Genomic DNA, 24,095 nt, shown 5'->3' on the forward strand with positions numbered 1-24,095 from the left:
CCCTTCCGGTACGCGTCCCTTCCGGCACGCATCCCGTCCGGGTGCGGACCGGACGTCGGGACGCGACGGCCGCCGACCGGGCCGCGGGCGACCCCGCCCGCGGCCCGGTCGGCGATGTGCGTCCTCACAGTCCGAACAGCGAGGGATCCTTCGCCAGCGCCCGGAAGTACGCCCGCGGGTCGGCCACCAGCTTGCGGAGCCTGAGGTCCATCAGGCCGCCCACGCCGGCGATCTCGGCCGCGACGGTGCCGTCCGTCCTGCGCACGGTCTGCTCGATGCGGAACGTCCTGCCCTCACCCCAGACGAAGACGCAACTCACCTCGACCTCGTCGCCGGCCAGCAGTTCACGCCGGTAGCTGATGGTCGTCTCCAGCGCCACGGGCCCGACGCCCTTCGCCATCAGGTCGGCCTGGCGAATGCCGGCGGCCTGCAACAGCGACCAGCGCGCGTGCTCGCCGTACTGCAGGTACACGCTCTGGTTCAGGTGCCCCTGCACATCGGTCTCGTATCCCCGCACGGTCACCGGAACGGAGAACGGCTCGGCCATGACTTCCCCCTACTGAGGCTTGCGGCTGAAGCGAACGGAACGCGCGCACCACTTTACTGAGCGCTTGCTCAGCTCCTCGCCCGGCCCGCCGCTAGGCCCGTCTCGGTGAGGCCAGCAGATACCGCTCCCGGGTGCGCGGATCGGTGTGCTCGCTCACCTGCCAGCCGGCCTTCTCCAGCGTCGCCGCGCAGGCCCCCAGCGCCGCCGTGTCCGGCTCCCGCACGGCGACGGCCTCCGGCTGGGGGGTGGCCCGCACGCGGTAACCCCCGCCCGCCGGGTCAGCGCCCGCCGGCCGGTGACCCGCGGCCTCCAGCGCCAGCGCGGCGGCCCGCACCAGATGTGTGCGCTCCCAGTCGCAGGGACGGTCCATCAAGCCGCCCGGACTGGTCATCCGGCGCAGCTCCAGGAGCCCCTGCCAGGCGCTGTGCACCTCACGGTCGCGGGCCGGGCCCCCGGCCGTGGTCTCCTCACCCCCGACCCGCGCGGCGAAGACCCCGCTCTCGGTGGGGGCGGGTTGCTCCGGAGCCGCCCGAGCGGCGTCGACCGGTGCCGTCTCCCGTACCCGGTGGCCGGCCGGCGTCAGGAAGTGGTCGTGCGGCGGGCGCGGATGCCGGAAGGCCAGCCCCCGCTTCACCAGCGCGGCGAGCTGCGCCTGCGTACCCGTCAGCCGCCCGGTCACCGGCTCGGCGGTGTCGATGATCCGCCGCTGCGCGGCGGTCGGCGGTCGTGTCACGGCACCCTCCCTCACCCGAGCCCGCTGGGGTCACCCCACGCGAAGACTACGAGGGGGGTCTGACATTCCAGCCCGCGACGACCGGGCGTCCGTGCTCCGTGCCGAGGCGGCAGACCGTGCCCGTGGCCAGCTGGAACAGCGCGCCGCCGGAGGCGGGCAGGCCGAGATAGCGGGCCGTGAGGACTCGCAGGACGTGCCCGTGCGCCACGAGCACCACGCTCCCCTCGCTGTTGGCCAGCGCCGCGTGCGCCTTCGCCAGCATCCGGTCGGCGCGCGCCCCGACCTCCTCCGGGCTCTCCCCGGGATGCTCCGGTGGACCGGGCGCGACCCCGTCCGTGAACAGGAACCACTCCGGCCGGGTGCGATGGATCTCGACGGTCGTGACGCCCTCGTACCCGCCGTAGTCCCACTCGACGAGATCCGCGTCGACGCGCGCGCCGGTGAGCCCGGCCAGCTCCGCGGTCTCCCGGGCCCGCTTCAGAGGACTCACGAAGACGGTGCCGACGCGGTGCGAGGCGAGCAGCGGGGCGAGACCGCTCGCCTGCTCGCGGCCGTGGTCCGTCAGTGAGATGTCGGTCCAGCTGGTGTGCTGCCCGGACGCCGACCACTCGGTCTCGCCGTGCCGCACCAGAAGAAGATCACCCATGCCCCCAGGCTACGAGCCCGCCGCACCGACGCCATCCCGGCCGCCCCCCAGGGCGTGGGCCCACCGCTCCAGCTCCGTGAACTCCTGCTCCCGCAGCCCCCGGCGCGGATCGATCCGCAGCAGCAGGGCCGGTGTGCCGTGGTGCTCGGCCACGTGCCGTACGTCGAGGTCGGTGATCATGTCGTCGACCCAGACGAACGGCCGTCCCGCCGCCCACTCCAGGACCCGCCGGGTCTTCCAGTACAGCCCGTCGGCGTCCGTGGCGAAGAGGTTGCCGAACTCGATGACCGGCAGATCGCGCGGCAGCCCGATCACCGGCCCGATCATCTCGTTGGCCTCGTGCATCCAGGTCGTGGCCCACGCCAACTCGTAGGGCAGTGCGAGCAGTCGCTCCCCGTGCGCCGGGTTCAACCGGATCCGCAGGCCCCGGCGCAGCCGGCGGGACCCCGGTTTCTGCCGGGAGGACCAGTTCGTGGGATGCACCCGCCGGGTCACATAGCCACGGGGACGCCACAGCCGGGCGCCGAAGGGATTGAGGGGGCCGTCGACATCGAGGAGGAGCAGGGGTCGGCTCGTCATGGGAAGGGTCTACCCAGGTCGAGCCGACGCCTCGCGCGCGCCGTTCGACCGTCTCCGTGACGGGGGCGAAGCGCACCGACGTTCCTCCGGCGCACCGCTGAGCGGGCGACTACTGTCGCGGGCATGGTCGACCACGATGTCCTCGCTGCCACACGCGACGCCTACGACGCCGTCGCCTCGACCTATGCGCGGCTGTTCGGCGACTCGCTGCGGGACAGACCCCTGGACCGCGCGATCCTGGGTGCCTTCGCCGAGGTCGCGCGGGCGTGCGGGGGCGGTCTTGTCGCGGACCTGGGGTGCGGGCCCGGCCATGTCACCGCCCATCTCGCCGAGTCGGGACTGGAGGCGTTCGGGGTCGACGCCTCGCCCGCGATGGTCGAGCTGGCCCGGCGGGCCCACCCCGGGCTGCGGTTCGAGGTGGGCTCGATGGCCGCGTTGGACATCGCGGACGGTGCGCTCGGCGGCGTACTGTCGCGTTGGTCCATCATCCACACCCCGCCGCACGAGGTCCCCGTCCTCCTCGGGGAGTTCCACCGCGTGCTGGCGCCCGGTGGGCACCTGCTCATCGGCTTCTCGGCGAGCGAGGGGCCGTCCCACCCCACGCAGGTCTTCGATCACACCGTCGCGCCCGCCCACCGGTGGTGGCCCGATCACCTCGCCGCGCTGCTGCGCGCGTCCGGGCTGGCCGAGGTCGCCCGGATGGTGCGCGAGCCGCAGCCCACCGACCGCAGGCAGTTCCAGGAGGTCCAGTTGCTGGCCCGCAAGGCCGAGGAATGACGCGGGCGACCGGGGCCGCTACTGCCGGTACCCGCTCAGGAACCGGCCGATCCGGCTGATCGCCGCGTCCAGGTCGTCCGCGTGGGGGAGGGTGAGGATGCGGAAGTGGTCGGGGGTGGGCCAGTTGAAGCCGGTGCCCTGGACGACCTGGATCTTCTCGCGCAGGAGCAGGTCGAGGACGAACTTCTCGTCGTCGTGGATCTTGTGGACCTTGGGGTCGAGCCGGGGGAAGGCGTAGAGGGCGCCCTGGGGCTTCACGCAGGAGACGCCGGGGATCTCGTTGAGCTTCTCCCAGGCCACGTCGCGCTGTTCGTACAGGCGGCCGCCGGGTGTGGTGAGGTCGGTGATGGACTGGCGGCCGCCGAGGGCGGCCTGGATGGCGTACTGGGCGGGCGCGTTGGCGCACAGCCGCATGGAGGCCAGCATCGTCAGGCCCTCCAGGTAGTTGCGGGCGTGCTGCCTGGGGCCGGTGACGACCAGCCAGCCGGAGCGGAAGCCCGCGACGCGGTAGGTCTTCGACAGGCCGCAGAAGGTGAGGACGACCAGGTCGGGGGCGAGCGCGGCGGCCGAGTGGTGCACGGCGTCGTCGTAGAGGATCTGGTCGTAGATCTCGTCGGCGAAGACCATCAGGCCGTGGCGGCGGGCGAGGTCGAGGATGCCCTCGATGATCTCCTTCGGGTACACCGCGCCGGTGGGGTTGTTGGGGTTGATGATGACGACGGCCCGGGTGCGGTCGGTGATCTTCGACGCCATGTCGTCGAGGTCCGGGTACCAGTCGGCCCGCTCGTCGCAGAGGTAGTGGACCGCCTTGCCGCCGGCGAGGGTGGTGACCGCCGTCCACAGGGGGAAGTCGGGGGCGGGGATCAGGATCTCGTCGCCGTCCTCGATCAGCGCCTGTACGGCCATGGAGACCAGCTCGGAGACGCCGTTGCCGAGGAAGACGTCGTCCACGTCCACGTCGAGGCCGCGGTCCTGGTAGCGCTGGGCGACCGCGCGGCGGGCCGAGAGGATGCCGCGCGAGTCCGTGTAGCCGTGGGCCCGGGGGAGCATCCGGATCATGTCCTGGAGGATCTCCTCCGGTGCCTCGAAACCGAAGAGGGCGGGGTTGCCCGTGTTGAGGCGCAGGACGCTGTGGCCCGCCTCCTCCAGTGCGTTGGCGTGCTCGATCACGGGGCCGCGGATCTCGTAACAGACCTCGCTGAGCTTGCTCGACTGCCGGAACTCCATGCGCCCTCGCCCTCCGGTTCGTGTGTTGCTTGGTTTTACCAAGTAGGTGCTTGGAAAGTCCAACGACATGTCTAGACTGCGTTCCATGTCACCTCGCCGAAGCTACGACCAGTACTGCTCCGCCGCGCGGGCGCTCGACCTCGTCGGGGACCGCTGGACCCTGCTGATCGTGCGGGAGCTGCTGGCCGGGCCGCGTCGCTACACGGACCTGCACGCGGACCTGCCGGGGGTCAGCACGGACGTCCTCGCGTCGCGGCTGAAGGACATGGAGCGGGACGGGCTGACCACGCGCCGCCGGCTGCCGCCGCCGGGTGCGGCCTACGTCTACGAAGTCACCCCGCGCGGGCGGGAGTTGCTGCCGGTGCTGCAGGCGCTCGGGGAGTGGGGGGAGTCCGTGCTCGGGGAGCGTCGGCCCACCGACGCCGTGCGGGCCCATTGGTTCGCGCTGCCGTTGCTGCGCGCGCTGGAGGGGGGCAGCGCGGGGCTGGTCGAAGTCCGGCTGGAGGAGGGGGAGTTCCACGTGCGGGTGGGCGCCGGGGACGGGCCGGTGTACGGGGAGGGGGCCGCGCCGGGGGAGGCGGACGCGCGCCTGTCCCTCGACGCGGGCACCTGCGGTGTGCTCGGCCGGGGGGAGCTGGGGTTGCGTGAGGCTGTGCGGCGGGGGTTGGTCGAGGTGACGGGGGAGGGGGCGCTGGCGAAGGAGCTGCGGGACGCCTGAGGTTCATCGTCGACCGCGGGCCCGGCGGGGCTTCTCGCGCAGTTCCCCGCTCCTCCAAAACCCAGGCCCTGCGGGCCTGAAAGCTCAGGCCCGGGGATCTGAAGGGGCCGGTGGGGCCGATGGGCCGATGGGGCCGACGGGAAAAGCACGGGGCGAAGCCTCTGCTTTTCAGGGGCGCGGGGAACTGCGCGAGAAGCCCGGCCGGGCGCGCGGACGGGGGCGAGGGGCAGCGAAAAGCCCGCCGAACCGTGGAACACGGTTCGGCGGGCCTGCAGCCACCGGTCAGGCGCCCGGGGGCGGCGGTACCCGGGTCGGGCGGCCTGTGCCTCGGGTCAGGGTGTAGCCGCCGATACCCGCCAACGCGGCCAGCGCGGCGCCCAGCGCCGTCCAGACCCAGCGGTCGCTCCACCAGCCCGAGGACCAGCCGTCGTCGGGTTCGAGGGAGGACAGGGCGGCCACCGTGGAGGAGTCGTCCTCGGCGTCCTCCCGCGCGGAGGTGACGGCGACCCCGGGCACCAACGGCCGCGCCAGCGAACCGTCGACGGCCGCGGCCCCGCCCATGTCCTTCGACTCGACCTCGACCTCGGTGCCGACGGGCAGCCCCAGATCGGCCGTGGCCACCCGGACCGTGGTGAGGCGGACGTAGTACGTGCCCGGCAGCGGATCGTCGGCCCACGGCTCCGACCAGGCACGCACCGTGCGCAGGGTGCAGGACAGCTCGACGGAGGCCGCCCCCGCCCCGGCGGTCCGGGTCTGCGCACCGTACTGACAGGCCTGGCGGCGCCGCAGCCCGTCGTACACGTCGATCTGCCAGGTGGAGGCGGACCCGGCGCCCTCGGGCAGCTTCACGGTCGCCCGTACGGTGGGCCGTTGGCCGGCGTCGGCCGGGAACGACCAGTACAGGTAGTCGCCGGTCGAGGCGCTCGCCGTCGCGGTCTGCCCCTGCTCGAACTCCGTGGCCGTACGGAAGGAGGTGCCCGCCTTCGTGGGCGCGTCACCGTCCTTCGCGGGGCTCGCGGAGGGGGTGGTGTCGGCGACGGCCGGGGAGACGGCCAGACCCAGCATCAGCAGGGCAGCGCCCAGCACACGTGTGATCCGCATCAGTTGGTCCTCCAGACCGCGAGCCGCCAGCGTGACAGCCAGCCCCACAGCACACCCGCCAGGAACCCGGCGAGCACCAGCACACCGAGCAGCCACCAGCCGCGGCCGAGGCCGAAGGAGGCCACATCGCCCGCCCGGTCGGGGCCTTCGACGACGTCGACGGTGATTTCGAGCGGCAGACCGGGCGTGGTCTTCACACCGGCCGCCGGCGAGTAGGCGTGGGTCACCTGCAGACACACGGTCTCGGCGCCGTCCGTGGCGTCGTCCGCGTCCTCGGCCTCCGCCTTCGGGTAGCGCAGCCCGGTCGAGATGACGTCCGTACGGCCGTTCCCGGCCGACTCACCGCGCACGATCTCGCGGTTCTTGGTGGTCACCGCGCGCAGCAGCACCCCGTAGTCCGGGTTGACGTCACGGTCGGCCGCGACGCTCACCGAGGCGCGCAGCTCCTGGCCGGGCTTCACGTCCACCCGGTACCAGCGCTGCCGGCCGAACTCCTCACGGTCGGTGTACAGCCCCGACGTGAGCGTCGGCGCCTTCGCGCACGCCTCGGCGCCCTCGACGGCCTTCGGCACGACCACCGGGTCGGCGGCGCGGTCGACCAACTGATTGACGCGGTCGGTGAGTTCGTCACCGTGCTCGATCGAGGTGTACGTGCCGCCGGTCGCCTCCGCGATACAGCTCAGCTGGAGCCGCATCTTGGCGTTCGGGACCAGGCCGAGCGTGTCGATGGTCAGGCCGATGCCCTTCGCCGCGATCTCCCGGGCCACCTCGCACGGGTCGAGCGGGGCGCAGGTGTCCTCGCCGTCGCTGATCAGCACGATGCGCTTGGTGCCCTCGCCGCCCTCCAGGTCGTCGGCCGCCTTCAGCAGCGCCGGGCCGATCGGGGTCCAGCCGGTCGGGGCGAGCGTCGCCACCGCCGTCTTCGCCTCGGTACGGTCCAGCGGCCCCACCGGATAGAGCTGCGCGGTGTCCTTGCAGCCCGTCTTCCGGTCGTCCCCCGGGTAGTTGGCGCCCAGGGTGCGGATGCCGAGCTGGACCTCCTCGGGCGTGGCGTCCAGTACCTCGTTGAACGCCTGCTTCGCCGCGGACATGCGGGACTGGCCGTCGATGTCCTTGGCCCGCATCGAACCGCTGACGTCCAGCAGGAGGTTGACCTTGGGCGCGGTGGCCGAGATCTCGTCGGCGACTGCCGTGGAAGGGACCGCGATCCCGGCCGTCAGGACGGCGAGCAGGACGAACGCCCCTGTCGCCAGCCTTTGTCTTGTGATCATCGGCGGATCCTATTGATCCGGAGGGCCACGCTTCAAAACGAGACCGCCTGTTGACGATCCGTTCACCGGGCGGACGGCACGCGAGCACGGCCCCTTTCGGCCCCGCCGCTCACCTCAGCGGACTCGGCATCTCGGCCCAGATGTCGCCGGGCCGCTCCGGCGAAAGGCGCATCAGCGTCAACGCCTTCGTCGGTACGGGCCCCTCCAGCAACGTGCGCAGATCGGGCGTGCGCGGCAGATCCCGTACGGCGGCGGACAGCGCCTCGCGCAGCACGGGCGTCGAACCGGCCGTCGCGCCCAGCGTGCCCGTGATCAGGGCGCCGAACAGCTTGCGGCGCAGTGTGGCCTCGTCGTCCGTGATGATGCGGCCGGTCATGGCCGGGGCGGGGATGCCGTGCCGGGCGAGGCGGGCGGGGCTGACCCGGATGTCCGCGAGGTCCCGGTAGACGAGCCGGCGGGGGGCACCCGAGGGGGACAGGACCACCAGGAGGTTCTGGCCGTGCGCCTCCAGGGCCACGCCCAGGTCGAGGAGCCGGAGGGAGACCGTGAGGGCGAGACGGGCGAAGTCCGCCAGCCAGGACGGCGACCGGGGCAGCCCGGTCGCCGCGAGCGCGGCCACCGGCAGGACCCGCTCGCCGGTCGCCGTGTCCGCGTACGTCTCCGGCGATTCCCGCAGCACGGCCGCGAGATCGGGTGAACCGGCGGTGACCGCGCCGAGGGTGCGCGTGACGTGCAGCAGTCCCTCGGTGCGGGCGGCGACCTCCGTCATGAAGTCCGACACGATCGCGGACGTCTCGATCGAGTAGACCGAGATGTCCCGGACGGACGAGGTCAGCCGGGCGCTCAGCGCGGTCTTGACGTGCGGGCCGCCGTCCGCGAGGGCGAGGGTGCGCAGGGACATCAGCGGATGCGCCTCGATCACCTCACCCGGCATCCCCGGCGGGCACTTGAGCACATGGGCCGCCTGCCACGGATGCACCGGAACCAGCACCCGCCCACCGTCCCGGAACTCGGCCGGCCACTCCCCGACGACCAGCGCGTCCTCCACCGGGGCCAGCCCCAGCCGTACGACCTGCCGGTGCTCGGGCCCGTAGGAGAGCTGGTCGCCGGCCGAGAACCCGGGCCGGGAACGGCAGTTGGGATGGAAGGGGTGGCCGTCGACGATCCGCTGCTCCCACTCCCAACTGGTGACCGGGTCGGCGACGGACTCCGCCCGGTCGGCGCGGGACAGCGCCAACGAGGCCACGCTGTGGTCGAGTTCGACCGCGAAGGCCGCGCTGTGCGGCACCGCCAGGGCGGTCATGAGCCGCGCGGGACGGTCGTAGCACCGCTCGTCGAGCCACACCTCCGCGGTGTGCGCGGCCGTGCCGTACGGGTCCACGGCCGGGCCGTGCAGCCGGCGGCCGTCGGCCAGGTGGAGCGTGACCCCGTCGCCCCCGGCCGCGTCCCGGCGTACCACCCACGGCAGCGGCTCGTGCACGAGGCCGCGCCACAGCCGGGACAGCACCGCCGCCCGGGCGCCGGGCAGGGCGGCGGTGTACGGCAGCGTCAGATCGGGGCGTACGGCGCCCAATTCGGCGCCCAGCGCCGCCTCGGCGTCGGACAACGGGTGACGGTCCACGGACGGGCTCCTCGGTGAGGGACGGGCACGGAACCCGCATCGGCATCGACATAGGCGTACGACCACTGCCCGCCCGCCTCCGCCGCGACGCCGGACGGCAGCGCGGCGCAGCCCCACGTGGACGCTTCGCGACGCCGACGCGCACGGCCCGCCCCCGGACGGGACGGCCCGCGGCAGTCTCCCGCCGGAACCGCACCCGGCAGCGTCGCGAGGCTGCGCGACGGGCAGACATACTGATCACGAGTGCACCGTAAGGAACGAATGGACCCCGTGGACACCGACCCGCCTCGTGGCACCCCCGGCCCGCCCGGCGTCACCCCCGATTCGCCCGACGTCACCCCCGATCCGTCCGCCGCCGCCCCCGATCCGTCCGGCGGCGGTACATGTCCGGTTCGCGGAGGCGACGTCCCGCCCGGCGGCGGGAGCGGCCCGGCGGGTCGCGACGCGGGTGTCCTGTCCCGTGATGGTGTCGGCCGGGCTCACGGCGGCGGCGTCCCGTCCGGGGACGACCCCGATGACGCCCTCGGTCTCGCCGCCGACGCCCATGCCGCCGCTCCGCTGCTCAACTGTCTTCTGCGGGAAGCGGCGGAGCCCGTCGCGTCGTCGGGTGGGGTCATGGTGCATCGTCTCCGGGCCGGGGGGCGGCTTCTGCGGGTGCGCGGTACCCGGCGCCCCACGCACCCCGAGGTGCGCTCGGCGGGTGCCTGGCAGGCGCTCGACCACACCGAACTCGTCGACCTCACCGCCGGGGAACTCCGCGCCCTCACCGGTCTGTCCAACTCCGAACTGCCCGCCGAGATGCTCGACAGCCGCGAGGCGGTGGCCGCTCTCCTCGCCGCGCGCGCCCGCACACCGGCGCCCGAGGACCCGTACCGGCGCTCCGAGCAGTCCCTGATCACCGGTCACCCGTTCCACCCCGCCCCCAAGGCCCGCGGCGGCGGCCCGGTCACCGGCTGGCTGCCCTACGCGCCCGAGGTGTACGCCGCGTTCCCACTGGTCCTCCTCGGGGTCCGTGCGGACACGGTGGTCGAGGAGGGGGACACCAGCGCCCTCGACGCGCTGGGCACGGCCCCGCCCGGCTACCGGCTCCTTCCGGCCCATCCCTGGCAACTGGACCTTTTGGGCGGTGAGTTGACCGACGCCTTCGCCGACGGCCGCCTCGTCCGACTGGGCCGGACGGACGCCGAGGCGTGGCCGACGGCGGCGATCCGCACGCTGTACGTGCCCGAGGCACCGCCCGCATCCGGGCCGGTCGCCCCCGACCTCTTTCTCAAGTTCAGCCTGGACGTGCGGATCACCAACGACATCCGCCGCCTGTGGCGCCACGATCTGCTCAGGCTGCGCCGGACCGACCGTGCGGTCACCGAGGCCTTCGGCGGGGCGCCCGGCGCCTGGCTGAGCGACCGCGGCTACCGCACCGCCGACTTCGCCTTCGAGGAGCTGGCGGTCCTGGTCCGGGACGGCCTGCGCGGCCATGTGCCCCCCGGCACGACCCCTTTCCTCGCCGCCGCCCTCACCGAGGACGCCGACGCCTTCCCGGACAACCCGCTGGCCCGTGCCGCCGACCCCGGCGCCTGGTGGGAGGCGTATCTGCGCGCGGTCGTCCCCCCGGCCCTCGCCGCCTTCCACGACCACGGTGTCGTCCTGGAGGCCCACCTGCAGAACACCCTCATCGCCTGCGACTCCTCGGGAACGGCCGTGCGGGCCCTGTACCGGGACGCCGAGGGCGTGAAGCTCCTCCCGGACGTGACACGCGAGGCGGGCTGGGAGCGGCTGGTCTACTGCCTCTTCGTCAACAACCTCCTGGAGATCGCCGCGGCCCTGGTCGAACACCACCCCGGGATCGACCCCTGGCCCGCCGTGCGGAGGCAGTTGGCGCGCCACGACGACGTGCCCGAGGCCGTCGGCCTCCTCGACGCGCCCACGCTGCCGGGCAAGACGAACCTGCTGCTGAGGTGGACCGGCGCGGACGGCGCGGACGCGCGCTACCTGCCGCTGCCCAACCCGGTCAGGCGGACGCCCGGCCGAGCGGGGCGACCGTCCGTCTGAACGCCCGCCCACCCGATCCGCGGTGACGGGTGTGCTGCGCGCGGTGACTGCTGTGCGATGGACCCCGCTCCGCGAGGGCGGCTCCGTGCGCGGGGTCGTCGAGTCCGACGACCTGGGGACGTATGGCCGCGAGCCGTGCTGTGCGCGGGCTGCGGAGTGGCGCAGCCCTACGCCGTGCTGCCGGTCAACGCCCGGCGACGTCCCGTGTCGACGCGGGCTCGACGTGGACGGGTTCAGGGGGCCGGGCAGGGGCCCCCGGGGCGAGCGGAGCCTCCATGGGGGCTTCGGCAGCCTGGACCGGTGGCGTCGGCAGGATGCGGTCCTCCCACCAGGAAAGGGCCATCACGGCGGCAAGCAGCACGAAGGGGGTCGAAGCGGGAAGGATCAGCGCGTACATGTGTACCGCCTGCGGGATATGTGCGACGCGGCGGGCAGCAGCTGATGCCCGCTTGGAGCACATCGGGGGCGCGCCAGGGTCATACGACGACGGACGCGTGCGGGAGCGACCTCGCTCGTGACGACGCGGGTTCCGGCACCGATGCGCGGAGTGCGCCCCCTCGGGGCGCCTGGGCGGTGCGACGCTGCCGGGGGCCGGGGCGGCAGTTGGCACGCTAGCCCTTGCGGCGGGTTTCCGACAGGTGCCGAGCGGCCATTCACGGAAGGCGGCACGCGTTGACCTCGCACGGTATCCGTGACCCTTGCGCAGGGCTACGCTGTGGGCTGAGGCCCCAGTCCCCGGCGTCGACGCTGTGTTCCGTTCCTGGGGAGGCCCATCGTGTTCGTCGTGCTCTTCGTCCTCATCGCGGTCCTGTTCGGCCTCGGCTTCCTAGAGCCCCTCTGGTGGGTGGCCGCGGCGGTGATGTTGTTCGTCGCCACCCGCCACGGCCGCGAGCGTGGGGGAGGCTGGATCCATGGCGACGGGTCCGATCTCGGTGACTATCGGGACTACGAGAACCGCCGGGATCGTCAGGACCGCTGGGACCGCCGCTACAGCCGTCAGCACCGGGCGCGCCGGCGGCGCGAGGACCGTCAGGACCGCGAACGCCGTGGATGACCAGTCAAGTGGCCCGGTAAGCGGTGGGATCCGCGTGCCGAGGCCCTGTGGAACGCGCCCGCGGCACGGAACGCCGGTGCGGACCGGGCGCGAGCCGCGTCGTGCGCCGCGGCGACGTCCGGTGCGGGACCGGGGGCGCGACTCACGTTCCTCGCCCCTATCACGAACGCGATCGTCGGGCCGGGCCACCTCAGGGTCGGCTACGTCAGAGCGCTCGTGAAGCAGGCCCCTTCGATCGGTACCGACGACGTGCTGCCCGCCGGGCAGGAGGAGGAGATCTTCCACCACTACGGACCGGCCTACAAGCCCCGGCGCGGCCGGAGAACGGCAACTGACACGTCGTTGACCACCTTTGGACGGGATGACTGCGCGATGAGATGCGGACCATGCGCCAGGTGAACCCGCCCGGTGCGGAACAACGGTTGCCGAGGACCGTGCCGTCGGCGGCGCACGCGGTCCTGCTGTCCGAGGTCGCCGAACTGCGCGCCGAGAACCAGCAGTTGGCGCAAGCGATGGAGAGCCGGGAGGTGATCGACCAGGCGCGCGGCATGCTCATGGCCTTGGCACCGTGTTCCCGTGACAGAGCCTGGGACCTGCTGGTGGACGTGTCGCAGCGCAGCAACACCAAGCTCCGGGACGTGGCCGAGGCTCTGGTCGCCACGACCGAGGACCGGAGCCTTCCGGAACCGGTACGGCGGGAGCTGCGCGGAGCACTGCGGCGCTTCCACACGGCGGGAACGGCACTTCCGTGACGAACTCCGGGTCGAGCATGTGTCGCGGCGCGTACGGGAACTGCGCCGCCGGGCACACGACCGTGCGCGGCCGAGCGCAGGCCCGGCGGCCCGTGGCTGAGTCACCGGCTTCCGCTGCGCACGCCTCGGAGGTCCGCCGGAGTGAAGTCTGGTCAGGAACCCGAGAGGTCCGTTCCCCGCCGCCGTCGGTGCACCGCGGACTTGGGCGATTTCGTCCGCCCGTACCCACGCGATCACCTTCGCGCTGCGGATGCTCGTCCAGCGAGGCCCGCCCCCGGCCCGCGGTGCCGCTCGGCGTACGACGGGAGGTGGCCTCCTGCGCGCAGCGGCAGCGGGTCTCCGCAAGGGTACGGGTCAGGACCCCAGGCCGATGAGGGGTTCGGAGTCGTCGATGAGGGCGCGGGCCACGTCGGCCAGGCGCCGGTTGTGGGCGCGGGCGTAGCCGCGCAGCGAGCGGAACGACTGCTCCATGTCGATTCCCTGGCGTTCGGCGAGCTTTCCCTTGGCCTGTTCGATCAGCACCCGGCTGTTCAGCGCTGTCTGCAGCTGCTCGTTGAGCATCGTGCTGCGCTGAGCGGTGCGTTGTTGCAGCAGGCTGATGGTGGCGACGTCCGCCAGCGCCTGGGCGATGAGGGTGGCGGCCGGGTCGAAGGGGCCGGGGGCGGCGCGGAAGAGGTTCAGGGCGCCCACGGTCTCCGCCCGCAGGCGCATGGGCAGGGCCTGCACCGCTCCGAAGCCGCTGCGGTGGGCCGCCGTGACGAAGCGCGGCCAGCGGTCGATCTCCCGGGTCAGGTCGTGGATGACCACCGGTGTGTTGGTGCGGAAGCACTCGAGGCAGGGGCCTTCGTCGTTCTGCAGCTGGAAGAGTTCCAGCAGGCGCACCTGTTCGTCCGAGGCGGCCATGAGTCGGAGTTTGCCGTCCTGGTCGGCGAGCAGCACCCCGGCGGCGCTCGCGTCCAGAATGCCGACGCAGCGGTCGGTCAGCAGGCACAGGAAATCGATGAGGTCGAAGTCGGCGACGAGGTTGTCGGCCAGCTCGACGAAGGTCTTGGCCAGAAGTTGTTGGTCCATGGTGGGCACCCTCGATTGGGACCGGTCCCGGCCCGAAGGGGCGGGAAGGACGGCCTGTTGCTCGGCCGGTAATGCCAGGTCAGGTTTCCTCATCGGACTGCTCCGGCTCCGACTCCGTGCCCGTGGCCGGTGAGAGACGAAGCCGACGGGCCACCACATCCGCGGCCACGTCGGCGAGCCGGCGTCCCCGCGCGTAGGCGTAGGCGCGGAGCCGGACGAAGGCTTCCTCGATGCCGACTCCGAGCTGGACCGTGATCATCCCGCTGGCCTGGTCGATCTCCGCCCGATACGCGCCCAGGTCCTCGAAGCCGCGGCCAGGCATCGGTCCGTCGGTGGGTGCGCCCGTCTCGTCGATCCCTGTATCGAGCAGGAGCAGTGTCGCGAGGTCGGCGAACGCCATGGCGTCGGCCAGTTCCTCCGCGGCCAGTGCGGTCGGAATGCCGGCGTACAGGTCCAGGACTCCCGGGCTGATCGCGCCCTTCCGCAAGGGGAGGGAGAACACCGCGCGGGCTCCTGTTCTCAGGGCCGCATCGGTGAACACGGCCCAGCGAAACGGAAGTTCAGCGGTGAGCAGATCGGGTGTCAGAACGGCCGAGCCGCTTGCGAAGGCGTCCACGCAGGGCCCCTCGCCGAGCGTGAGCTGGAGCTCCTCCAACTGCTCGCTGATGTCGTCGGTGCTGCACAGAGGATGGCTCGCAGCGGTCCGTGACATCGCCGACAGCCCTGCACCGCCGACCGGCAGCGCGGCCACGGCCGCGGTGCACACATCCACGACACCGACGCGGGCGCCTCGCCGGACCGCCTGCTCGGCGACCAGCAGCCGTATGCGGTCCGATCGCCTGTCAGGTCCCACCCGGGTCACCGCCTCGGGGGATGGTGACGAGGCTCTCCAGCTTCGTCGTGAGGGCGATCCCCGAGGGGGTACACCAGCGCGCGCAACGTGGTGGCGGCCAGCGGCCTGCGAAGCTCTCCGATGTCCAGCCACCCCCAGGAGCGAAGCGCGGAGAGAGTCGGGCGATCGGCATGGTCCACCAAGGTGGCGCCGAGCGATGCCTGGCGGTCGGTCAGCAGCCGCTCCTGCACACGACGGGCGATCACCCGGTCCTGCGGGTGGGGCCGGATCATGATGTCGGCGAACGCGAAGACGCCGCCGCACACGGTGAGTTGCCCGACGCGACGCGGCAGTGTCCCCTCGAAGCCGAGCCACCAGGAGCCGTCGCCGCACACCGGGAACCCGAAGGCGCATCCCGTCAGGCCGTCCGTCTCCGCGATCACCATGGTGAATCCCGGTCGGCGCATGTCCGTGGTGAGACGGTCCGAGAAGTCCTGGCGGCCGGGACGGCGGTACGGATCACCCGGTGTCGTCGCGCGGGACGCCCCATACAGATCCATCAGTTCCTCGCGCAGGCTTTCCACCAGACACCGGTCGACTCGGCGCAACCGACTCGGAGCCATGGCGGAGGTCTCGCCGTCCGTCTGCTTCCGTGACCGCCCCCGCCCGGGTGCGGCCGTCATCACGCATCGCCCGAGAGAACGGACGCGCGGTCGATCTCACCGGCCGGGGTGATCGGCGCCCGTGTCCTTCGGTCGTGGCGATGGACGGTGAGCTGTGGCAGGGGCATGACGCCTCGGTTCGGAAAGGCCGGCGGGCAACGGACGCGGGTGTCGGAGTCCCGACTCCCGGAGCGCGCTCCCGGCAGGTGCGATCTACGGCGGAGGCGGGAGCAGCGGCCGGCCCGGCAGCCTGCGCAGTGTGCCGGATACGCCCGGCTCCCTCCGGGGATGGGGCGGGTGACGGACGAAGTCCGCACCCCGCGGGCCATCTCTGTACAGCAACAGCATGCCGCCGGGGTCTGGGGCGTCTCCGCACCATCCTAGCCCTGGCGCCGCGTGCCGGACGGGTCCGAATCAGCCCGATCCCAGGATGTCGATCTCACCGGCCGGGGCAATCAGTGCTCGCCTGTGCCGGTCGTGCCGGTAGATGTTCGGCCGCGGAACAGTCCTGACGCCCCGGTTCACGGGTCCCGGCCGCTCCTCGCGCGGTTCATGGTCCCGAGGGGTTCCCGGGCGTACCCGGTGGTAGGAGCCGGTTCGGCGACCCCTGCGGGGGCATGGCGGACAACCGGCTGGTCACCTGGGGCGAGCGGTGCGGTTGCGGCCTGGCGGGAGACGGCCACGGCTCCCGTCATGCCGGTCCGTCCGCTCGCCGCCGACCGACGACCCGGACCGGTCCGTTCCCACCGCCGGCCGCGGCCTGCCGCGACTGCGCCGGCCGGGCGGTGCGGCGCTGTACCGGCGGGCGGCGATTCTGTCGGCGTGCTGGATGTTGAGCCGATGGATCACGTAGGCCCCCGCTGCGATGAGAACCACGAAGGCGGCGGCCGTCAGGAGGACGTTCACAGCCGCCCCCTCACATACCGATGATCGGACGGCCGGCCCGACCGAGCGGTCCGGTCTGCTCCGGAACGGCCGCGGACACCGTGGAGGCACCGCCTTCGTACTCCCATGATTCGTCCGGGTCCAGTGGTTCGCCGGTCGCGCAGACGCCGTACCGCGCCTCGTCCGCGGCGATGAGCGCGCTCGCGGTCAGTGGCGGGCCGTCGTAGTCGGACGCGGCTGCCATGAGCCGGGCCGCCGACTCCGCCCCTGTCTCGGGCGGGATGACCAGCAGGTCCCAGCGACCGGCGCCGTGGGAGAGCAGCAGCAGCTTGTTCGGGTCTATTTCCGCGGTGAACCAACCGACCTTGACGACGTGGCCGTCCACGGGAACCTTGCGGGGGATGACCGGCCAGTGCGTCGGGTTGACGGCGATGCGGGTGATGCGGCCCCAGAAAGGGTCCAACACGTCGGTCAGTGCGGGCAGTTCCACCAACAGATCTCGGGAGCGGGGCCACCAGGCCCCGTCCAGGAGCCCGCGGGACGCGCCGTCGGTCTTCAACGCGAGACGTGCGGCCGGGGCAGCTGCGTGGTGCGGCGGAGTGGGGAGCAAGGTCGCCGTCATGGTGCGAACCCGTCTCCGGACCGCCTCTGCGGCGGCCCGGGGTTCATCTCTCGCCGAGAGCGACCCGGCGTGGAAGCCGGTGTGCGAAATGCCCTCGGTAGTGACCACACTACTCCGCGCTGTGCCGCGATGCGCACCTACGGCCCTGGTGACGTGAGTCGGAGGCGTCCAACGGGCCGGGGCCGTCCGAGATCCCCTGAGGCCGACGTCCATGGGGGTACCCATCGCGATGCGTCCTCGACCGGGCGAGAGGTGGCCGTCGCCCGCGGTATCCGCGTCCACGGGTACGACCGAAGGCCGGTGGCAGGCTTCGGCGAGACAGCCGGTGCATCGTGGTGGGCTCAGTCGAGGGTGGTGAGGTGAGCGGCGTCGCCGCCTCGCCACTCGACGAGGAAGATGGTCGCGTCGTCGGTCGTGGTGCCGCCGCGTTCGTGTTTCAGGGCGTGGGAGAGCGCTCGCACCACTGCCCGTACCTCTGTGCGGTCGCGGAGGATCCGGTTGGTCCATTCGATGAGCTGCTTCTCACCGAACTGATCCCCGCCGACCTGGTGCTCCTCGATCAAGCCGTCGGTGAAGCACAGCAACCGGTCACCGGGTCGCAGCATCCGCTCGCTGACCACCGGTTCCTCGCCGCCGAAGCCGACCGGCAGCGTGGTCGGACTCTCCAGCCGGTCCACCACGGCGCGGTCCCGGATCAGGAACGGGGCCGGATGACCGGCGTTGACCCACTGCAGCCGGCCGGTGGCGATGTTCAGAATCATCATCTGCGCGGTGACGAAGTGGTCGGGGCCGAACTGCTCGTCGATGGCCCTGTCCATGAACGCGTACACCTGGGACAGATCCGTATGGGCCCGCCGCGTGTGGCGATAGGCGCCGACGGCCACCGTCGCCATGGTCGCCGCGTCGAGTCCGTGGCCCATCGCGTCGAGCATGGCCATGTGCAGGATGTCTCCGTTGAGGGCGTAGTCGAAGCTGTCGCCGGCCACGTCGTAGGCGGGCTCCAGGATCCCGGCCACCTCGACCTGCGGAACGGTCATCGACAGCGGGGGCAGCAACGACCACTGGATCTCCGCGGCCACGCTCATCGGGGCGCTGCGGCGGGCCTGGAAGAACAGGTCGGTGTAGGCGTCCTTGGTGACGATCATGTCCGCGACCAGACCGGCGAGTCTGCGGAGCAGTCGCCGGTCGTTGTCATCGACGTGGTCCAGGGTGACGGCCATCACCCCGATCTGGTCGCTACCGTCCAGCAGCGGCAGATACATCCGCACATTGCCGTTTCTCGGCACCTCCACCGTCGTGCGGCTCAGGAAGGCCTCGCCGGCGGGGGAGTCCTCGACCGGCTCGGGGCCGCCGACCTTCAGCCTCCGGCCCGGCAACGGCACCAGCAGCACCTGTTCGTAGTCCTGCAGGAGGATGGAGACCTCCCGCCCCCCTACCCTGGCCACCTCTTCCGCGACGAGTGGGGCGATCAGATCCGGCGGCATCTCGTGGGCCCGGTCCAGCAGCACCCCGAGCAGCCGTTCGCCGAACCCCTCCGACCGGTCCACCCCGAGCCTGTCCGGCCTGAGCCCATCGTCCGTCATCGCTGTCCGGTTCCCTTCGTCCCCTGGCAGGCAGAGCTCATCGGGGTGACTTCGTCCACGCGGTGTTCGCCTGGCGGCCCTGTGCCGCCCGGAACGGATTCGGCGCCTCCGGCACCTTGCCCGTGTATCCGGACGCCGTCCCCGGCACAACGCACACCCCGTCCCGCTCGGATCCACCAGCAGGCAACGGCGATCAGCGTGGGGCGAGACCGTCGACCGGCACAGGCTCGCATCGCCGACCGCCCAACGAGCCGATTACGCCATGAGCAGCATGTCGCCCCCAAGTTGCCGTTCACCACAGAGGGCTTGGGGAGACGAGGACAGAGGCCCGCCCGTGAGCGGGCCGGGTCTGGGCAACCGGTCCTGACCGGAGGGGCCGACGGTGGCCATGGCCGACCGGTCGGTGGCGGTGTCCGGGTGGACCGCCACAAGCGTCACCAGAGTGCCGACCCTGTGCCCCTTCCGGCCCACGACGTCGTGGACGCGCTTCGGACGCCGGCGGAACGGATCACGCCGTCCGCCAACGACCCCGGCGTCTACACACCGGGGTCGCCCTTCCGGGCCGGTCGCACGTGAGAGTGTGCCGACCCGCTTTCATGCTATGCCTGGTTCACCTTTCGGGCATCCGGCCTTTCGTCGTTCTCTTGCCCCAACAGACACATCTCGGCCTACGACCACAGCCGCTCCCGGACGATGGTGCGGGACCCGCCCGGCCTTCTCCGCGGAGCATCGGACGGCGCACGAGGTCCGGCCACGGACGGCGCACGACGTCCGGCCGCGTCTTCGCGATCACCTGGACCGTTCAAGCCCTGCACGGACGAGCAGGGGCCCTCCCGCCTCCCTCGGCGGCGCCTGCTCGCCGATCGGCACGTCTGGCTGGTGCGAGGCTCGGGCACTCATCACCGGCGATCACCCTCGGTTACTATGCTCACTTCATGCCGGAGACCATGGGCAAGTGGCGGGCGGCCGTCGACGGGCTGCTGGTCAGGCAGTGGGAACCGCTGATGGGCCGATGACGGGGAAGTCCCGCTGTCGGAGGCCCCGTTGTTCGGACGCCTCCGAGATTGTTCATGGATTGCAAGGTCGATGAGGCAGGGTGGTCTGAGAAAGTGTTGAGGGAAGTCAAAGCGACCCGCTATGTCGAACCACTCCGGGCGGGCGGCTCCGTCCCAGGCATCGTCGAGGCCGACGACCTGGGGACGTACGTCGTGAAGTTCACCGGCTCCGCGCAGGGGCGCAAGGCCCTGGTCGCCGAGGTGATCGTCGGTGAGCTGGCGCGGGCGCTCGGCCTGCGCTTCCCCGAGCTGGTCCTCGCGCACTTCGACCCGGCGATCGCCGCGAGCGAGCCCCACCAGGAGGTGCGGGAACTGCACGGCGCGAGCGCCGGCCTCAACCTCGGCATGGACTATCTGCCGGGCGCGCAGGACTTCACCCCGGAGGTCGCGAAGGACTTCCGGGTGGACCCCCTCGAAGCCGGCCGGATCATCTGGCTCGACGCGCTCACCGTCAACGTCGACCGCACCGTGCACAGCTCGAACCTCATGGTCTGGCCCACGCTCGGCGTCGCGCCCGCGCGGCTGTGGCTGATCGACCACGGCGCGGCCCTCGTCTTCCACCACCGCTGGGACGCCTCCGACCCCGCCAAGGCGTACGACTTCCGCCACCACGCGCTCGGCCACTACGCCCCCGACGTGCGCACGGCGAACGCCGAACTCGCGCCGAAGGTGACGGAGGAACTGCTGCGGCGGATCGTCGCCGAGGTCCCGGACGCCTGGCTGCCCACCGAGGACGGCTTCGCCTCGCCCGACGAGGTCCGCGACGCCTACGTCCGCTACCTCCACGCCCGCGTGCGGGCCTCGGCCGCCTGGCTCCCCACCGACTTCCCCACCCGGGAGGAACTCGCCGCCGAGGAGGCCCTCCGCGCGGCGAAGACCCGGCGAGACCGCCCGAACTGGCTCAAACAGGTCCCCGACCTGCACGGCGAACCGGCGGCCGAACAGGATTGGTCGGTGCATCTCGGATGAGCCCCGTCGTACAGATCGAGTACTGCACCCAGTGCCGCTGGCTGCCGCGCGCGGCCTGGCTCGCGCAGGAACTGCTCACCACCTTCGAGACGGAGCTGACCGAGCTGTCGCTCAAGCCCGGCACCGGTGGCGTCTTCGTCGTCCGGGTCGACGACGAGGTGGTGTGGGACCGCCGTGACCAGGGTTTCCCGGAGCCGACGGCCGTCAAGCAGGCCGTACGCGACCGAGTGGCCCCGGGAAGGTCCCTGGGCCACTCGGACAGGTCGGCGGGGGAGTAGAGCGGGTCAGCCCTTGAGCTGCTCGTACGCCGGGAGCGTCAGGAAGTCGGCGTAGTCCTCGTCGAGGGCGACCTGGAGGAGCAGGTCGTGGGCCTGCTGCCAGTGGCCGGCCGCGAAGGCCTCCTCGCCGATCTCGGCGCGGACGGCGGCCAGTTCGCCGGCCGCGACCTCGCGGGCCAGCTCCGGCGTCACCTTCACCGTGCTCCCGTGGTGCTCGAACGCGACGCCCGCGTTGATCCACTGCCAGATCTGGGAGCGGGAGATCTCGGCGGTGGCCGCGTCCTCCATGAGGTTGAAGATGGCGACGGCGCCGAGGCCGCGCAGCCAGGCCTCGATGTAACGGATGCCGACCTGCACGGCGTTGACGAATCCGGCGTACGTCGGCTTGGCGTCGAGGGAGTCGACGGCGATCAGGTCGGCGGCCTTGACGTCGACGTCCTCGCGGAGGCGGTCCTTCTGGTTCGGCCGGTCGCCGAGGACCGCGTCGAAGGAGGCCATGGCGATGGGGACCAGGTCGGGGTGGGCGACCCAGGAACCGTCGAAGCCGTCGTTCGCCTCGCGGTCCTTGTCGGCCTTGACCTTCTCGAACGCGACCTTGTTGACCTCCTCGTCGCGCCGTGAGGGGATGAACGCGGCCATGCCGCCGATCGCGTGCGCGCCGCGCTTGTGGCAGGTGCGGACGAGGAGTTCGGTGTACGCCCGCATGAACGGGGCCGTCATCGTGACCGCGTTGCGGTCCGGGAGGACGAACTTGGCCCCGCCGTCACGGAAGTTCTTCACGATGGAGAAGAGGTAGTCCCAGCGGCCCGCATTCAGCCCCGAGGCGTGGTCGCGGAGTTCGTAGAGGATCTCCTCCATCTCGTACGCGGCCGTGATCGTCTCGATCAGGACGGTCGCGCGGACGGTGCCCTGCGGGATGCCCACGTGGTCCTGCGCGAAGACGAAGACCTCGTTCCACAGGCGGGCCTCCAGGTGCGACTCCGTCTTCGGCAGGTAGAAGTACGGGCCCTTGCCGAGGTCCAGCAGCCGCTGGGCGTTGTGGAAGAAGTACAGGCCGAAGTCGACGAGCGCGCCGGGGACGGGGGTGCCGTCGGCGTCGACGAGGTGGCGCTCGTCGAGGTGCCAGCCGCGCGGACGCATGACGACCGTCGCCAGCTCCTCGTTCGGGCGCAGGGCGTACGACTTGCCGGTGCGCTCGTCGGTGAAGTCGATGTTCCGGGTGTAGGCGTCGGCCATGTTCACCTGGCCGAGGACCACGTTCTCCCAGGTCGGCGCGGAGGCGTCCTCGAAGTCCGCGAGCCAGATCCGGGCGCCGGAGTTCAGGGCGTTGATCGTCATCTTGCGGTCGGTGGGGCCGGTGATCTCCACGCGGCGGTCGTCCAGCGCGGCCGGGGAGGGGGCCACCCGCCAGGAGTCGTCCGCGCGGATCGCCGCGGTCTCCGGAAGGAAGTCGAGCGTGGAGGTGCGGGCGATCTCGGCGCGCCGCTCCGCGCGGCGAACCAGCAACTCGTCACGCCGGGGCGTGAACCGCCGGTGCAGTTCGGCCACGAACGCGAGAGCGGCCTCGGTGAGGACCTCGTCCTGGCGGGGCAGGGGCTCGGCGTCGACGATGGCCAGCGGGGACGGCGCTGGTGCGGACATGAGCGGTCACTTCCTTCGGCGGGCGTGGCACCGGGTGTCGGTCGACCCGGGTGGGGCGGTGAAGACCCGCGGATGAGTCGGGCGCTTCTGAGCAGTGGATACTAGTTTCCTCATGGTGGAAGTTCAATCTTTTGTTGATGTCGAGATTCTTCGGGTCGAGGGGGCGGTGCCGGGTGCCGTGCCCCTCACTCCAGGTGGGCGAGGTCGGCCTCGGTGTCGATGTCGTACGGCCGCGCCACGTCCCCGCACTCGACGAGCGTGAGCGCGTCGCCGTGGGCCCGGAGATAGGCGCGCGCCCCGCGGTCGCCGGTGGCCGTGGCGGCGATCCCCGCCCAGTGGCCGGCGCCGAAGAGGACCGGATGGCCCCGCTCGCCCTCGTACGCGGCCGCCGCCAGCGACTCTCGCGACCCGTACGCGGCGAGGACGCGGGCCACCGCCTCCGGGCCGATGCCCGGCTGGTCGACGAGCGAGACCAGAGCGGCGTCGGCGCCCGTCCCGGTCAGCGACTCCAGTCCGGTCCGCAGTGACGAGCCCATGCCCTCGGTCCAGTCCGGGTTGTCGACCAGGACGCAGCCGGGCAGTTCGGCGCGGGCGCGCACGGTCGCCGCGTCGGCGCCCAGGACCACGTGGATCCGGGTGCAGCCGCCCGCCCGCAGTACCCCGACCGCGTGTTCGATCAGGGGGCGGCCGCGATGGGTCAGCAGGGCCTTGGGGCGGCCGCCGAGGCGCCGCCCGCCGCCGGCGGCCAGCAGCAACCCGGCGACGTGGCTCCCGGGGTGTCGCCGGGCCTCGTGGTGTGTCATGTCTCCTGCATACCCGACCGGACGCGGCTGTCCCGTGCGGCCGGACCGAGCGGGGAGGCGCTTTGCGATGCCCCGGGACTGAATTTCGGTCCCCGTGGTGGCGTTCGCCACACCGTTGGCGTTAACTGTCCCGCGCCACCCCCGGCGCCCGACCGACGCCATGGGTGGCCGGCCGTGCTCGGGCGCGCGGCCAGGCTCGCGCACGAGGGAGTGGGCGAGAGGGGGGAGAGCTGTGTTGCGGAGCTTGGGGCAGAGGCCAGTGACCGGCAGTGACGAGGATCCGAAGGTGGCGGGGCTGCGGTCGGCCGTGTCCCGGTTGCGCCGTGAACTGGCCGCGCATCCGGCCGAGTTCCCCGACCGGGGCATCGCGGAGGACGAGCTGGCGGCGCTCGCGGCGATGGCGGTCACCGGGATGCCCGAGGTGCCGCGACTGCGTCGGTCCCTGCTGCTGATCGCGGGGTCGATCGGGTCGGTGAGCGCGTTGTCGCGGGGGCTGGCCGAGGTGCGTACGGCGGTGGAACTGTTCGGGGAGCCACCTCGGCGCTGACCGAACCGGCCCGAGTCGAACCGGCCCGAGTCGAACCGGCCCGAGTCGAACCGGCCCGAGTCGAACCGGCCC

23 protein-coding genes and 1 pseudogene are annotated in these 24,095 nt (G+C 72.2%); 9 read left to right on the forward strand and 15 right to left on the reverse strand.

Features of this window, described 5'->3' with window-relative positions:
* Positions 1 to 124: 124 nt before the first annotated feature.
* The 4 genes from H4687_RS36235 to H4687_RS36250 form a co-directional block, all read right to left on the reverse strand.
* Complete coding sequence (locus H4687_RS36235; RefSeq protein ID WP_046912726.1) at positions 125 to 547, reverse strand: acyl-CoA thioesterase; 423 nt, start codon at positions 545 to 547, stop codon at positions 125 to 127.
* 91 nt (positions 548 to 638) lie between these two features.
* Positions 639 to 1,280: a hypothetical protein gene (locus H4687_RS36240; RefSeq protein WP_046912725.1), complete on the reverse strand. Its 642-nt coding sequence runs from the start codon at positions 1,278 to 1,280 to the stop codon at positions 639 to 641.
* Between the two features lie 46 nt (positions 1,281 to 1,326).
* Entirely contained in the window at positions 1,327 to 1,926 is a 600-nt protein-coding gene (locus H4687_RS36245) for a histidine phosphatase family protein (protein WP_046912724.1), read from the reverse strand.
* A 9-nt stretch (positions 1,927 to 1,935) separates the two neighbouring features.
* Positions 1,936 to 2,505: an HAD domain-containing protein gene (locus H4687_RS36250; protein WP_046912723.1), complete on the reverse strand. Its 570-nt coding sequence runs from the start codon at positions 2,503 to 2,505 to the stop codon at positions 1,936 to 1,938.
* Positions 2,506 to 2,628: 123 nt separating this feature from the next.
* Between H4687_RS36250 and H4687_RS36255 the strand changes: the two genes are divergently transcribed.
* Positions 2,629 to 3,282: a class I SAM-dependent methyltransferase gene (locus H4687_RS36255; RefSeq protein ID WP_046912722.1), complete on the forward strand. Its 654-nt coding sequence runs from the start codon at positions 2,629 to 2,631 to the stop codon at positions 3,280 to 3,282.
* A gap of 18 nt (positions 3,283 to 3,300) precedes the next feature.
* Here H4687_RS36255 and H4687_RS36260 read toward each other — a convergent pair whose 3' ends face one another.
* On the reverse strand, positions 3,301 to 4,509 hold the full coding sequence (locus H4687_RS36260; RefSeq protein ID WP_050399338.1) for a pyridoxal phosphate-dependent aminotransferase: 1,209 nt from the start codon (positions 4,507 to 4,509) through the stop codon (positions 3,301 to 3,303).
* A gap of 85 nt (positions 4,510 to 4,594) precedes the next feature.
* Here H4687_RS36260 and H4687_RS36265 point away from each other — a divergent pair, with 85 nt between their 5' ends.
* Entirely contained in the window at positions 4,595 to 5,227 is a 633-nt protein-coding gene (locus H4687_RS36265; protein ID WP_050399339.1) for a winged helix-turn-helix transcriptional regulator, read from the forward strand.
* 282 nt (positions 5,228 to 5,509) lie between these two features.
* On the opposite strand, the gene H4687_RS36270 is transcribed toward H4687_RS36265, so the two are convergent.
* The 3 genes from H4687_RS36270 to H4687_RS36280 all read right to left on the reverse strand — a co-directional run bounded on the left by H4687_RS36270 (position 5,510) and on the right by H4687_RS36280 (position 9,220).
* Entirely contained in the window at positions 5,510 to 6,328 is an 819-nt protein-coding gene (locus tag H4687_RS36270) for a hypothetical protein (RefSeq protein WP_046917526.1), read from the reverse strand.
* On the reverse strand, positions 6,328 to 7,599 hold the full coding sequence (locus tag H4687_RS36275) for a VWA domain-containing protein (RefSeq protein ID WP_046917527.1): 1,272 nt from the start codon (positions 7,597 to 7,599) through the stop codon (positions 6,328 to 6,330). Before H4687_RS36275 ends, H4687_RS36270 begins: the two co-directional genes overlap by 1 nt.
* A gap of 109 nt (positions 7,600 to 7,708) precedes the next feature.
* On the reverse strand, positions 7,709 to 9,220 hold the full coding sequence (locus tag H4687_RS36280) for an IucA/IucC family protein (RefSeq protein WP_046917528.1): 1,512 nt from the start codon (positions 9,218 to 9,220) through the stop codon (positions 7,709 to 7,711).
* A gap of 261 nt (positions 9,221 to 9,481) precedes the next feature.
* Here H4687_RS36280 and H4687_RS36285 point away from each other — a divergent pair, with 261 nt between their 5' ends.
* The 4 genes and pseudogenes from H4687_RS36285 (at position 9,482) to H4687_RS36295 (ending at position 13,075) form a co-directional block, all read left to right on the forward strand.
* Positions 9,482 to 11,269, forward strand: a complete 1,788-nt coding sequence (locus H4687_RS36285) for an IucA/IucC family protein (RefSeq protein ID WP_225966929.1) — start codon at positions 9,482 to 9,484, stop codon at positions 11,267 to 11,269.
* A 31-nt stretch (positions 11,270 to 11,300) separates the two neighbouring features.
* A pseudogene (locus tag H4687_RS48745) lies at positions 11,301 to 11,393 on the forward strand (HipA family kinase); the annotation flags it as partial.
* A gap of 651 nt (positions 11,394 to 12,044) precedes the next feature.
* Complete coding sequence (locus H4687_RS36290; RefSeq protein WP_046917530.1) at positions 12,045 to 12,323, forward strand: hypothetical protein; 279 nt, start codon at positions 12,045 to 12,047, stop codon at positions 12,321 to 12,323.
* Between the two features lie 386 nt (positions 12,324 to 12,709).
* Positions 12,710 to 13,075 (forward strand): ANTAR domain-containing protein, encoded by a 366-nt coding sequence (locus H4687_RS36295; RefSeq protein ID WP_046917541.1) that lies wholly within the window; start codon positions 12,710 to 12,712, stop codon positions 13,073 to 13,075.
* 354 nt (positions 13,076 to 13,429) lie between these two features.
* On the opposite strand, the gene H4687_RS36300 is transcribed toward H4687_RS36295, so the two are convergent.
* From H4687_RS36300 to H4687_RS36320, 5 genes are all read right to left on the reverse strand, one after another.
* On the reverse strand, positions 13,430 to 14,146 hold the full coding sequence (locus H4687_RS36300) for a GAF and ANTAR domain-containing protein (protein ID WP_046917531.1): 717 nt from the start codon (positions 14,144 to 14,146) through the stop codon (positions 13,430 to 13,432).
* Positions 14,147 to 14,225: 79 nt separating this feature from the next.
* On the reverse strand, positions 14,226 to 14,999 hold the full coding sequence (locus H4687_RS36305) for an ANTAR domain-containing protein (protein WP_046917542.1): 774 nt from the start codon (positions 14,997 to 14,999) through the stop codon (positions 14,226 to 14,228).
* A gap of 5 nt (positions 15,000 to 15,004) precedes the next feature.
* Complete coding sequence (locus tag H4687_RS36310; protein WP_225966930.1) at positions 15,005 to 15,538, reverse strand: hypothetical protein; 534 nt, start codon at positions 15,536 to 15,538, stop codon at positions 15,005 to 15,007.
* A 1,018-nt stretch (positions 15,539 to 16,556) separates the two neighbouring features.
* Complete coding sequence (locus H4687_RS36315) at positions 16,557 to 17,255, reverse strand: DUF5994 family protein (RefSeq protein WP_046917532.1); 699 nt, start codon at positions 17,253 to 17,255, stop codon at positions 16,557 to 16,559.
* A 233-nt stretch (positions 17,256 to 17,488) separates the two neighbouring features.
* Positions 17,489 to 18,730, reverse strand: coding sequence for a PP2C family protein-serine/threonine phosphatase (locus tag H4687_RS36320; protein ID WP_046917533.1), 1,242 nt, complete (start codon positions 18,728 to 18,730; stop codon positions 17,489 to 17,491).
* Between the two features lie 1,109 nt (positions 18,731 to 19,839).
* Between H4687_RS36320 and H4687_RS36325 the strand changes: the two genes are divergently transcribed.
* Together H4687_RS36325 and H4687_RS36330 are read left to right on the forward strand one after the other, a co-directional pair.
* The gene (locus H4687_RS36325) at positions 19,840 to 20,754 is read left to right on the forward strand and encodes a HipA family kinase (protein WP_046917535.1); all 915 of its coding nucleotides are present in this window, start codon (positions 19,840 to 19,842) and stop codon (positions 20,752 to 20,754) included.
* On the forward strand, positions 20,751 to 21,032 hold the full coding sequence (locus H4687_RS36330) for a SelT/SelW/SelH family protein (RefSeq protein WP_046917536.1): 282 nt from the start codon (positions 20,751 to 20,753) through the stop codon (positions 21,030 to 21,032). Before H4687_RS36325 ends, H4687_RS36330 begins: the two co-directional genes overlap by 4 nt.
* A gap of 6 nt (positions 21,033 to 21,038) precedes the next feature.
* On the opposite strand, the gene aceB is transcribed toward H4687_RS36330, so the two are convergent.
* Entirely contained in the window at positions 21,039 to 22,673 is a 1,635-nt protein-coding gene (gene aceB, locus H4687_RS36335; RefSeq protein ID WP_046917537.1) for a malate synthase A, read from the reverse strand.
* A gap of 185 nt (positions 22,674 to 22,858) precedes the next feature.
* Positions 22,859 to 23,476 (reverse strand): nucleotidyltransferase family protein, encoded by a 618-nt coding sequence (locus H4687_RS36340; RefSeq protein ID WP_046917538.1) that lies wholly within the window; start codon positions 23,474 to 23,476, stop codon positions 22,859 to 22,861.
* Positions 23,477 to 23,735: 259 nt separating this feature from the next.
* Here H4687_RS36340 and H4687_RS36345 point away from each other — a divergent pair, with 259 nt between their 5' ends.
* Positions 23,736 to 24,023 (forward strand): DUF5955 family protein, encoded by a 288-nt coding sequence (locus H4687_RS36345; protein ID WP_078907495.1) that lies wholly within the window; start codon positions 23,736 to 23,738, stop codon positions 24,021 to 24,023.
* Positions 24,024 to 24,095 lie beyond the last annotated feature (72 nt).

The sequence above is a fragment of the Streptomyces stelliscabiei genome, from assembly GCF_014873495.1.
Classification (GTDB): domain Bacteria; phylum Actinomycetota; class Actinomycetes; order Streptomycetales; family Streptomycetaceae; genus Streptomyces; species Streptomyces bottropensis.

Bases quoted from the DNA above. Each gene is read 5' to 3' on its own strand.
- H4687_RS36265 (WP_050399339.1), top strand. From the start codon at position 4,595: ATGTCACCTCGCCGAAGCTACGACCAGTACTGCTCCGCCGCGCGGGCG.
- H4687_RS36295 (WP_046917541.1), top strand. From the start codon at position 12,710: ATGCGCCAGGTGAACCCGCCCGGTGCGGAACAACGGTTGCCGAGGACC.
- aceB (WP_046917537.1), bottom strand. From the start codon at position 22,673: ATGTCCGCACCAGCGCCGTCCCCGCTGGCCATCGTCGACGCCGAGCCC.
- H4687_RS36275 (WP_046917527.1), bottom strand. From the start codon at position 7,599: ATGATCACAAGACAAAGGCTGGCGACAGGGGCGTTCGTCCTGCTCGCC.
- H4687_RS36260 (WP_050399338.1), bottom strand. From the start codon at position 4,509: ATGGAGTTCCGGCAGTCGAGCAAGCTCAGCGAGGTCTGTTACGAGATC.
- H4687_RS36250 (WP_046912723.1), bottom strand. From the start codon at position 2,505: ATGACGAGCCGACCCCTGCTCCTCCTCGATGTCGACGGCCCCCTCAAT.
- H4687_RS36300 (WP_046917531.1), bottom strand. From the start codon at position 14,146: ATGGACCAACAACTTCTGGCCAAGACCTTCGTCGAGCTGGCCGACAAC.
- H4687_RS36285 (WP_225966929.1), top strand. From the start codon at position 9,482: ATGGACCCCGTGGACACCGACCCGCCTCGTGGCACCCCCGGCCCGCCC.
- H4687_RS36255 (WP_046912722.1), top strand. From the start codon at position 2,629: ATGGTCGACCACGATGTCCTCGCTGCCACACGCGACGCCTACGACGCC.
- H4687_RS36310 (WP_225966930.1), bottom strand. From the start codon at position 15,538: ATGGATCTGTATGGGGCGTCCCGCGCGACGACACCGGGTGATCCGTAC.
- H4687_RS36270 (WP_046917526.1), bottom strand. From the start codon at position 6,328: ATGCGGATCACACGTGTGCTGGGCGCTGCCCTGCTGATGCTGGGTCTG.
- H4687_RS36320 (WP_046917533.1), bottom strand. From the start codon at position 18,730: ATGACGGACGATGGGCTCAGGCCGGACAGGCTCGGGGTGGACCGGTCG.
- H4687_RS36340 (WP_046917538.1), bottom strand. From the start codon at position 23,476: ATGACACACCACGAGGCCCGGCGACACCCCGGGAGCCACGTCGCCGGG.
- H4687_RS36245 (WP_046912724.1), bottom strand. From the start codon at position 1,926: ATGGGTGATCTTCTTCTGGTGCGGCACGGCGAGACCGAGTGGTCGGCG.
- H4687_RS36235 (WP_046912726.1), bottom strand. From the start codon at position 547: ATGGCCGAGCCGTTCTCCGTTCCGGTGACCGTGCGGGGATACGAGACC.
- H4687_RS36330 (WP_046917536.1), top strand. From the start codon at position 20,751: ATGAGCCCCGTCGTACAGATCGAGTACTGCACCCAGTGCCGCTGGCTG.